This window comes from Actinosynnema sp. (genome assembly GCF_052038725.1).
The window spans coordinates 1-9,374 of sequence record NZ_JBQGCX010000265.1 but is presented as its reverse complement, the minus strand read 5'-3'; the positions used below and the strand labels follow the sequence as shown (position 1 = coordinate 9,374).

Here is a 9,374-nt window from a genome sequence, read left to right as displayed (position 1 = left end):
TCGGTGGTCATTGCGGTTGGGGAACACCCGGTCCCATTCCGAACCCGGTAGTTAAGCCTTCCAGCGCCGATGGTACTGCACTCGTGAGGGTGTGGGAGAGTAGGACGCCGCCGAACATTTTTTCCCTGTGGGGCGCACGGTTTTCCGTGCGCCCCACAGGGCTTTTCTGCGTTAACCTCCCTGCCCATGGCCGATGTGGTGGTGCACGAGGACCCCGTCGAGTTCTGGGCGCTGGCCGGGGACTTCTTCCGCGCGGACCCCGTCCGGCACACCGCGTGCATCGCCGTCGTCGAGCAGTGCCTGCGCCAGCCCGAACCGTCCGCTGTCGAGTGCGTCACCGTGCACGACGGCGGGCAGCTCGTCGCGGCGGCCGTGCGCACCCCGCCTCGGGGCGTGAACCTCAGCGGCGTCCCCGCGCCCTGGGCCGACGTCGTCGCCCAGGCGTACGCCGAGCGCGGCGACCTGCCGGGCGCCGGAGGGCCGCGCGAGAACGCGGAGGCGTTCGTCCTGCCCTGGTCGGTCCGCACCGGGGCCAGCGCCTACCAGTCCAAGGAGCTGCGGCTCTTCCGGCTCGACGAGCTCACGCCGCCCGACGTGCCCGGCTCCGCACGGGTCGCGGGCGAAGCGGACTTCGACCTCCTGGTCGGCTGGCGCGCCCGCTACGCGGTGCAGGTCGGCGAGGCCGACCGGCACGACGAGGAGAGCGCCGCCGCGGGCATCCGCCACCGCGCCGCCGCCGGGTACGCGGACCTGCTGTGGCAGCACGGGGACGAGCCGGTGTCCTGGGCCGCCGTGAACCCGCCCGTGGCGGGCATGTCGCGCGTCGGCCCCGTCTACACCCCGGTGGAGCACCGCGCGCACGGCTACGCCTCCGCGATCACCGCAGCCGCCTCCGCCTGGGCGCTCGACCGCGGCGCCGAGCACGTGCTCCTGTTCACGGACCTGGCCAACCGCACCACCAACACGATCTACCCCGCGCTCGGCTACCGGCCCGTCGCGGACGCCGTCGACTTCGTGTTCTCCCCGCGCCGCCCGACACCCCTGGGCCGCTGACCGCCGCTGGTCCACGATCACGTCTAGTCCACGACCACGCCTAGTCCACGACCACGTCCGCCGCCGCGGCCCTGGTGACCGGCCGGTTGCGGGCGTGCGAGGAGAACACCAGGGACGTCGTGGTCTCCCCGTAGCGCAGGGCCAGCTCCACGAACACCTCCAGCTCCGCCATCGACCGGCACACCACCCGCAGCAGCCAGCAGTCGTCCCCGGTCACGTGGTCGGCGTCGCGGACCTGCGGCATGGTCACCACGCGCTCGCGGAACCGGGGCGTGTCCAGGCTCCGCACCCGGACCCGCACCACCGCCTCGATCACCAGTCCGAGCCGCTGCGGGTCGACGGTCGCCGAGTAGCCGGTGATGATCCCGGCCTGCTCCAGCCTGCGCACCCGCTCGGTCACGGCGGGCGCGGACAGCGACACCCGGCGGGCCAGCTCGCTGAACGACATCCTGCCGTCCCTCTGGAGCAGCTCCAGCAACTTCCAATCCAGATCGTCCGGTTCCACCGGGGAATCGTAGGCGCACGGCCCGGAACACCTGGGTTTGCGCCTGGGCCCGGCAGGGGCCGCGCGGGGAGGATCTCCCCATGTCGAACGCACTGCGCTTCCCGCCCGCCGACCCCGCCACCGCCGCCGCCTTCTTCGCCGCCGAACTCGCCTTCGAGACCGACCCGGACGACGTGGCCCGCGACCTGGCCGCCGGGACCGCGACCGGCTACCTGCTCGTGGAGACCAGGAGCGCGGAGCGGTTCGCCGAGCTGCGCGTGCCCGGCGCGATCAACCTGCCGCACCCCGAGATCAGCGCCGAGACCACGGCGGACTGGGACCGCGACCTGGTCTACGTCTGCTACTGCGAGAGCGCCCAGTGCAACGCGGCCACGAAGGGCGCGCTGAAGCTCGCCGAACTGGGCTTCCGGGTGAAGCGCCTGTCCGGCGGCATCACCGCCTGGCACGCGGCGGGCTTCCCGGTCGAGGGCGACGCCGTCGAACGCGCCGGGGCCACCGCCGTCGGGGCCACCGCCGTCGTCGGGGCCACCGCCGCGGGGGGAGCCGCCCCCGGTGGAGCGGCCGGGCAGGCCCCGGTCATCGCCTGCGGCTGCTGAACCCCGGCGGTGGCACGGCCCTGCGACGGTGGTTGCAGGGCCGTCCCCGCTCCCGTGCCCGGTCCGGCGGCGGGCCGGTCCGGTGCTCCGACCCGGCCCGCGCGGGCCCCTGACCAACCCTTGACCAACTCTGACTAACCTCGTTCAGGTGACCCGAATCCTCGTGATCCAGCCCGGCGCCGACGACCCCATCGGCCCCCTCGGCGACTGGCTGGAAGCCGCAGGCGCCGAGCTGGACCTGGTCAAGCCGTACGAGCAGCCCGTCCCCGCGCTGGACGGCTACCGGGCCGTCGTCTGCCTCGGCGGCGCCATGGGTCCGCTGGACGACGTCGACCACCCGTGGCTCGCCGACGTCCGCAAGGCCCTGTCCGGCGCGGTCTCCCGGAAGATCCCGGTGCTGGCCGTGTGCCTGGGCGCGCAGCTGCTCGCGGTGGCCACCGGCGGTCAGGTCCGGCGCGCCCCCTCGGGGCCCGAGGGCGGCCCGCAGCTGATCGCCAAGCGGGACGCCGCCGGGCGCGACCCGCTGTTCGCCGACCTGCCGTGGACGCCCGACGTGATCCAGTTCCACCGGGACGAGGTGGGGCTGCTCCCGCCGTCGGCCGAGCTGCTGGCGTCCTCGCCGAAGTGCGACAACCAGGCGTTCCGGGTCGGGGAGAGCGCCTACGGCGTCCAGTTCCACGTCGAGACCACGCCCGAGGTCGTGCTGGGCTGGGCGGCGGCCTCGCCGGACGTGGCCGAGGCGGGTCGTCCGGGCTGGTTGGAGCCGGAGCGGCTGGCCGAGGCGCACGCCGACGTGGCCGAGGTCTGGCAGCCGTTCGCCGAGCGGTTCGCGAAGCTGGCGTCCGGCGAGATCAAGCCCGCTATGTCCGGTATGCCGCTTCCGCTGGTGTGACGAACATCGGTCGGCGCATGAGTTAACGGAGTGTGCATGTAGCGTTCACCCGCAAACCCTTACGCAACCTAATCGGTTGAGCCGAAGGACTTTACGGGTGGACGTCTCACTCCTCGTCGTCACCGTCATCGTGACCGCTCTGGTCTTCGATTTCACGAACGGCTTCCACGACACAGCCAACGCGATGGCCACCTCGATCGCCACCGGAGCGCTCAAGCCGAGAACCGCGGTCGCGCTGTCGGCGGTGCTGAACCTCGTCGGCGCCCTGCTGTCGGTGGAGGTGGCCAAGACCATCTCCGGCGGCATCGTCGACGACGCCCTGATCACACCGGCGGTGGTGTTCGGCGGACTGGTCGGGGCGGTGCTCTGGAACCTCGTCACCTGGTACCTGGGCCTGCCCTCCAGCTCCTCGCACGCCCTGTTCGGCGGCCTCATCGGCGCCGCCTGGGTCTCGGCGGGCGCCGACGCGGTGCACTTCGCCAAGGTCCTGGACAAGGTGGTCGTGCCCGCGCTGGCCGCGCCGCTGGTCGCCGGGATCGTCGCGCTGCTGGCCACCAGGCTCACCACCCGGCTGACCGCCGGCGTGCGGGGCGCGGTGGCGGGCAAGGGCTTCCGCGCCGGGCAGATCGCCTCGGCCGCCCTGATGTCGCTCGCGCACGGCACCAACGACGCCCAGAAGACCATGGGCATCATCACCCTCACCCTGATCACCGCGGGCACCCTCGCGCCCGGCGCCGAGCCGCCGATGTGGGTCGTGGTGAGCGCCGCCGTGGCGATCGCGCTCGGCACCTACCTGGGCGGCTGGCGGATCACCCAGACCCTCGGCAAGGGCCTGACCACGATCGAGCCGGTGCAGGGCTTCGCCGCGCAGACCAGCTCCGCCGCGGTGATCCTCGCGTCGTCCAACCTGGGCTTCGCGCTGTCGACCACGCACGTCGCGTCCGGCGGCATCACCGGAGCCGGCCTGGTCAAGGGCCGGAACGCGGTGCGCTGGGGCGTCGCGGGCCGGATGGTCGCCGCCTGGGTGCTGACCCTGCCCGCCGCCGGTCTCGTCGGCGCGCTCGCGGGCTGGGTCGCCGACAGCGGCACGGCCGGGGTCGTGGTCGTCGCGGTCACCGCCGTGCTGGTGTCGCTGGGGATCTACGTGCTGTCGCGCCGGGAGCCGGTGCTGCCTGAGCAGGTCGTGGACGAGGGCCCCGCCTCCGCGCGGGAAGTGGGAGGGGTGGCGGCGTGAAGGTCGACTGGGGAGCCCTCGGCTCCGTGTTCGGGGTCAGCCTGGTGGTCGTGCTGGGCCTGGTGGCGCTGTTCTCCGCCGCGCTGCGCGGGCTGTCCGCGCGGGAGGTCGCCCGCGAGGGCGGCGGCAGCGGGACGACGGGCCTGTCGGTGGCCGTGACCTGCTTCGCGGCGTGCGCTGCCGTGGTGCTATTCGGGATCTATTTGATCGTCGCGCGCTGATCCGGTGCGCCGGGCGGCGACGGGACTACGGTGTGCTGCGATGACCGATCCAGCACGCTCCTCCACGTCGCCCGCGCGCTTCGGGCTCACCGACCCGCGCAGCGGTGACCACCTGCGCGACGCGGGCTGGTGGGACGACCGGGGTCCCACCGGCGGGGTCGACCCGGTCCTGTCCGCGCTCGCCCGCAGCCCCGACCCGGACCTGGCGCTGCTGGGCGTCGACCGCCTCCGCGCCTCGCTGGGCGGGCGCTGGCCCGAGCTGGACGCCGCGCTGCGCGCCGACGAGGTGGTGCGCGGCAGGCTCCTGGCGGTGCTCGGCTCGTCCACCGCGCTGTCCGACTTCCTCGCGGCCAACCCGGACCGCTGGACGGCGCTCGCGGGCGCCGACCCGGTCGACCCGGCCTCGTTCGTCCCCGCGCTCGTGCGGGTGGTCGGCGCGGACGACCCGGTGCGCGAGCTGAAGCTGGAGTACCGGGCGCTGCTGTGCCGGATCGCCGCCGAGGACCTGGCGCACGTCGTCGAGCCCGAGCTGCCGTACGTGCCGTACGACGACGTCGCGGGGCTGCTGTCCGACCTCGCCGTCGCCGCGCTGCACGCCGCGCTGGAGGTCGCCCGCACCCAGGTGCCCAGGGCCGACGAGTGCCGGTTGGCGGTGATCGCGATGGGCAAGTGCGGCGCGCGGGAGCTGAACTACGTCAGCGACGTCGACGTGGTGTTCGTCGCCGAGGGCGACACGGGCGTGGCGACCCGGCTGGCGAGCACGCTCATGCAGGTCGCGGGCAAGGCCTGCTTCGAGGTGGACGCGGCGCTGCGCCCCGAGGGCAAGGCGGGCGCGCTCGTGCGCACCCTGGACGGGCACGCCTCCTACTACCGGCGGTGGGCGCGCACCTGGGAGTTCCAGGCGCTGCTCAAGGCCCGGCCGGTGGTCGGCGACGCCGAGCTGGGGCAGCGGTACCTGGAGGTGGTGCGCCCGCTGGTGTGGACCGCCGCCGAGCGCGAGGACTTCGTGCCGGACGTGCAGGCCATGCGGCGGCGCGTCGAGCAGCACGTGCCCGTCGGGCTGGAGGAGCGCGAGCTCAAGCTCGGGCGGGGCGGGCTGCGGGACGTCGAGTTCGCGGTGCAGCTGCTCCAGCTCGTGCACGGGCGCGGCGACGAGGAGCTGCGCATCCAGGCCACCACGCAGGCGCTCGCCGCCCTCGGGCGCGGCGGGTACGTGGGGCGGGCCGACGCGGCGGACTTCGGCCGCGCCTACCGGTTCCTGCGCACCCTGGAGCACCGGTTGCAGCTGCAGAAGCTGCTGCGCACCCACCTGTTCCCGGCCGACGGCGACGAGGCGGCGCTGCGCTGGCTCGCCCGCGCCTCCGGGCTGCACGCCGAGGGCGGCCAGTCCGAGGCGCAGGTGCTGCTCGCCGAGTTCCGCAAGCGCGCCAACCAGGTGCGCAGGCTGCACGAGAAGCTGTTCTACCGGCCGCTGCTCCAGGCCGTGGCGAACGTGCCGACCGAGGCGCTGCGGCTGACCACCGGCGAGGCGGTCAACCGGCTGGCCGCGCTCGGCTACACCGCGCCGGACGGGGCGCTGCGGCACATCGAGGCGCTCACCAAGGGCGTGTCGCGGCGGGCCCGCATCCAGGGCGCGCTGCTGCCTGTGCTGCTCGACCAGCTCGCCGAGACCCCCGACCCGGACGGCGGGCTGCTGTCGTACCGGAAGGTGTCCGAGGCGCTCGCCGAGACGCCCTGGTACCTGCGGCTGCTGCGCGACGAGGGCGCGGTCGTCGACCGGCTGGCGGCGCTGCTCGGGTCCTCGCGGCTGGTGCCGGACCTGCTGGTGCGGGCCCCCGAGGTGCTGCGGCTGCTCGCCGACACCGAGGCGCTCCTCGGGCGGGACCCGATGACCGTGGGCAACCCGCTGCGCAGCACGGTGTCCCGGCACCACGACCTGGACCGGGCGGTGACGGCGGCGCGCTCGCTGCGGCGGCACGAGCTGCTGCGGGTGGCGTGCGCGGACCTGCTGGGGCTGGCGACGCTGCGGACGGTGTGCGTGTCGCTGTCCGAGGTGTGGGTGGCGGTGCTGGAGGCGTCGCTCGACGCGGTCGTGCGGGCGTCCGGCGAGCCCAGGGCGCGGATCGCGGTCATCGGGATGGGCAGGCTCGGCGGGCGGGAGTTGGGGTACGGGTCGGACGCGGACGTGGTGTTCGTGTGCGAGGCGGTCGGCGGGGCGAGCGACTCGGAGGCGGTGCGGTACGCGAACGGCGTCGTCGAGCGGGTGCGGCGGCTGCTGAGCGCGCCCAGCCAGGACCCGGCGCTCCAGGTCGACGCGGACCTGCGGCCCGAGGGCAGGCAGGGGCCGCTGGTGCGGACGCTGGAGTCGTACCGGGCGTACTACGCGCAGTGGGGCGAGCTGTGGGAGTCGCAGGCGCTGCTGCGGGCGCGGGTGATCGCCGGGGACGACGAGCTGGGCGCGCGGTTCGTGGCGATGATCGACCCGGTGCGGTACCCGGAGGGCGGGCTGGACTCCGGGCAGGTGCGGGAGATCCGGCGGATCAAGGCGCGCGTGGAGGCCGAGCGGCTGCCGCGCGGCGCGGACCCGTCGACGCACACCAAGCTGGGGCGCGGCGGGCTGGCGGACGTGGAGTGGACGGTGCAGCTGCTCCAGCTGCGGCACGCGGCCGAGGTGCCCGCGCTGCGGACGCCGTCCACGGTGCGGGGGCTGCGGGCGGCGCAGGAGGCCGGGCTGGTGTCGGCGGAGGACGCCGAGGTGCTGCGCGAGTCGTGGGTGCTGGCGACGCGGGCGCGCAACGCGGTCGTGCTGGTGAGGGGCAAGCCGGGCGACCAGCTGCCCACGGCGGGGCGTGACCTGGCGGCGGTGGCGGCGGTGATGGGGCACGCGCCGGACGACGCGGGGGAGTTCCTGGACTCCTACCGGCGCGCCACGCGGCGGGCTCGGGGCGTGGTGGAGCGGGTGTTCTACGGGTCGTGAGGCGGCCTTCGGGGCGGCCCTGGGGGGTGAAAACCTGGGGGTGCCCCTGGAGGGTGGCCCTCAGCCGTCCTCGCGCGAGCGGTGGTTGTGGGGCGGGTCCTGCCGACGTCGGACCCGCCCCGCGGAACGGCGGGTCACGCCTCGTCGGGCGCCTCGTCGGCGGTGGGCACGGTCGCGAGCAGGTCCACGACCCACTCCTCGACCAGGGTGTCCTCCTCGCCCTCCTCTTCCAGCACGAGCCGGTTGGACACCCGGACCCCGAGGCCGAGCACGTCAGCCGCGGCGATGGCCTCGATGGCCTCGGCCGCGGAGTCGTAGATGTTGGTGGACAGCACCTGCGCGGGGGTAGCGACGTCTTCAGACACGGCGTGACAGTAGCCCGCCGGACCGCCGCGGGCACGGTTCGCCGCGCAACGACTTTGTGTGGGACTGCGGTTACGCGCTGTTCAACTGGGGTGGTTTCCAGGCCACTCAGCATTGACCGAGAGTTATTTTTTGCCGAGACTGAGGGTCCCTCTGCTGGGTGACACCCCTGCGCCCGAACGAAGGACGCTATGAACCGAGAGCAGACCTCGCACCACCGGAAGAAGGGTGGCGCGGCCCTCAAGACCACGTTCGCCGCACTGGGCGTGCTGGTTCTGCTGGGCGTGGTCCAGGCCGCCACCGCGGGCACCGTGGGCGTGGGCGCGCTGAGCGTGGACCTGCGCGGTTCCGCCACCCCGACCACGTCGGCCCCCGCGGGCGCCCCCGAACCGCTGCTCCCCCCGAGCACCCCGGCCGAACCGGCCCCGGACGCCGAGACGAAGGTGGTCGAGGGCTCGTGGAAGCAGGCGAGGGGCCTGCTCACCGCCGAGATCACCAAGGTCGAGACCGTCGACGGCCGCATCCGCCTGCACCTGACGGCGGTGAACGCGAGCACGGCGAAGATGGACATCCCGCTCACGTCGATCACCGCGAGGGACGACGCGGGCGCCGAGTACGCCGCCACCCCCACCAGCCGCTGGTCCGGCGCCCTGGCCAAGGGCGCGACCACCACGGGCCAGATCGACCTGGACGACCCGAGACCGGCGACCGCGACCACCCTGACCGTGACCCTGTCCGACATCGTGGGCTCCCTGGCCCCGACCGGCGGCGCGATCACGGTCCAGAACGTCCCGCTGCCGTAGCCGACCGAGAAACCCCGCTCTCCCCAGGGGAAGGGCTTCCGCGTCGCCGGGACGCGGCGGATTCGGCGCCGGTCAGAGGAGGAGCGCGCGGCTGAGGCGCGTCGTGCTCGTGGTGGTGGCGCTGGGGTGCTCCGCCGCGAAGAGCTCTGACTTGCCTGCCTCGTTCGCGCAGCCGATGGCGCGGGAGCGCGCTCGTCGCGCGGCTCGGAGGTCGGTGAGCGAGTCGCCGACCGGGGTGCACCTCACCGCGGGGACCGCCACCGCCTCGCAGGCCCGGTGCGGCAGCAACGGGTTCGGCTTCAGCTTGCCCGGTTCGGGGTCGGTGCGGGCCGACACGGTGCGAACGAGTCCGGCGAGGCCGTGCAGGCTCAGGTAGGCGCTCACCGCGTCCCGCGAGTTGTTGCTCACCACCGCCAGGGGACGCCCCGTCTCCCCCCAGGCCTGGATCAGCTCCACCGCCCCTGAGGTCGGCTTCGCGGCCGTGACCGCCTCGACCTCGTGGGCGCGCAGCGCCGCCCCGGTGTGGCGGTTCGCCTCCGCGCCCAGGGACGCGGCGTGCTCCAGGACCACGAACGGGTCCTCGGAAGCGGCGACACGATCAGGCAAGCCGGTGTGACCGCCACCGGCCAGACCGCCTCGGAGCAGGGCGGCCCCCTCGCGCGCCGGGAAGGTCGAGAAGACCGCGCAGACGGGGCCGTCGAAGTCCAGGAACAGGGCGTCGGTGGTCGCG

Annotated in this window: 10 protein-coding genes and 1 rRNA gene; 8 read left to right on the top strand and 3 right to left on the bottom strand. The window is 74.2% G+C overall.

Annotated elements, in window-relative coordinates; all coding sequences use genetic code 11:
• A 5S ribosomal RNA gene (gene rrf / locus ACTUAL_RS05190) occupies nucleotides 1–116 on the top strand.
• A gap of 70 nt (nucleotides 117–186) precedes the next feature.
• Nucleotides 187–1,053 (top strand): GNAT family N-acetyltransferase, encoded by an 867-nt coding sequence (locus ACTUAL_RS05185; RefSeq protein ID WP_440899442.1) that lies wholly within the window; start codon nucleotides 187–189, stop codon nucleotides 1,051–1,053.
• A 40-nt stretch (nucleotides 1,054–1,093) separates the two neighbouring features.
• Here ACTUAL_RS05185 and ACTUAL_RS05180 read toward each other — a convergent pair whose 3' ends face one another.
• Nucleotides 1,094–1,558, bottom strand: coding sequence for an Lrp/AsnC family transcriptional regulator (locus ACTUAL_RS05180; RefSeq protein ID WP_096491633.1), 465 nt, complete (start codon nucleotides 1,556–1,558; stop codon nucleotides 1,094–1,096).
• An 80-nt stretch (nucleotides 1,559–1,638) separates the two neighbouring features.
• Between ACTUAL_RS05180 and ACTUAL_RS05175 the strand changes: the two genes are divergently transcribed.
• The 5 genes from ACTUAL_RS05175 to ACTUAL_RS05155 all read left to right on the top strand — a co-directional run bounded on the left by ACTUAL_RS05175 (nucleotide 1,639) and on the right by ACTUAL_RS05155 (nucleotide 7,478).
• Nucleotides 1,639–2,154, top strand: coding sequence for a rhodanese-like domain-containing protein (locus tag ACTUAL_RS05175; RefSeq protein ID WP_440899441.1), 516 nt, complete (start codon nucleotides 1,639–1,641; stop codon nucleotides 2,152–2,154).
• Between the two features lie 148 nt (nucleotides 2,155–2,302).
• Nucleotides 2,303–3,046, top strand: coding sequence for a type 1 glutamine amidotransferase (locus ACTUAL_RS05170; RefSeq protein ID WP_096491635.1), 744 nt, complete (start codon nucleotides 2,303–2,305; stop codon nucleotides 3,044–3,046).
• 97 nt (nucleotides 3,047–3,143) lie between these two features.
• A complete protein-coding gene (locus ACTUAL_RS05165; protein WP_096491636.1) occupies nucleotides 3,144–4,280 on the top strand; it encodes an inorganic phosphate transporter in 1,137 nt (378 codons plus the stop codon).
• Complete coding sequence (locus tag ACTUAL_RS05160; protein WP_012783534.1) at nucleotides 4,277–4,501, top strand: hypothetical protein; 225 nt, start codon at nucleotides 4,277–4,279, stop codon at nucleotides 4,499–4,501. Before ACTUAL_RS05165 ends, ACTUAL_RS05160 begins: the two co-directional genes overlap by 4 nt.
• Before the next feature lie 40 nt (nucleotides 4,502–4,541).
• Nucleotides 4,542–7,478, top strand: a complete 2,937-nt coding sequence (locus ACTUAL_RS05155; RefSeq protein WP_096491637.1) for a bifunctional [glutamine synthetase] adenylyltransferase/[glutamine synthetase]-adenylyl-L-tyrosine phosphorylase — start codon at nucleotides 4,542–4,544, stop codon at nucleotides 7,476–7,478.
• 134 nt (nucleotides 7,479–7,612) lie between these two features.
• On the opposite strand, the gene ACTUAL_RS05150 is transcribed toward ACTUAL_RS05155, so the two are convergent.
• Entirely contained in the window at nucleotides 7,613–7,843 is a 231-nt protein-coding gene (locus tag ACTUAL_RS05150; protein ID WP_096491638.1) for a hypothetical protein, read from the bottom strand.
• 189 nt (nucleotides 7,844–8,032) lie between these two features.
• Between ACTUAL_RS05150 and ACTUAL_RS05145 the strand changes: the two genes are divergently transcribed.
• Nucleotides 8,033–8,644 (top strand): hypothetical protein, encoded by a 612-nt coding sequence (locus tag ACTUAL_RS05145; protein WP_096491639.1) that lies wholly within the window; start codon nucleotides 8,033–8,035, stop codon nucleotides 8,642–8,644.
• 72 nt (nucleotides 8,645–8,716) lie between these two features.
• On the opposite strand, the gene ACTUAL_RS05140 is transcribed toward ACTUAL_RS05145, so the two are convergent.
• Nucleotides 8,717–9,374: HAD family hydrolase (locus tag ACTUAL_RS05140; RefSeq protein ID WP_440899440.1), on the bottom strand; the 658-nt coding region annotated here is incomplete at its 5' end.

Excerpts from the sequence above, each read along its gene's own strand:
- ACTUAL_RS05175 (WP_440899441.1), top strand. The coding sequence starts at position 1,639 with ATGTCGAACGCACTGCGCTTCCCGCCCGCCGACCCCGCCACCGCCGCC.
- ACTUAL_RS05155 (WP_096491637.1), top strand. The coding sequence starts at position 4,542 with ATGACCGATCCAGCACGCTCCTCCACGTCGCCCGCGCGCTTCGGGCTC.
- ACTUAL_RS05145 (WP_096491639.1), top strand. The coding sequence starts at position 8,033 with ATGAACCGAGAGCAGACCTCGCACCACCGGAAGAAGGGTGGCGCGGCC.
- ACTUAL_RS05185 (WP_440899442.1), top strand. The coding sequence starts at position 187 with ATGGCCGATGTGGTGGTGCACGAGGACCCCGTCGAGTTCTGGGCGCTG.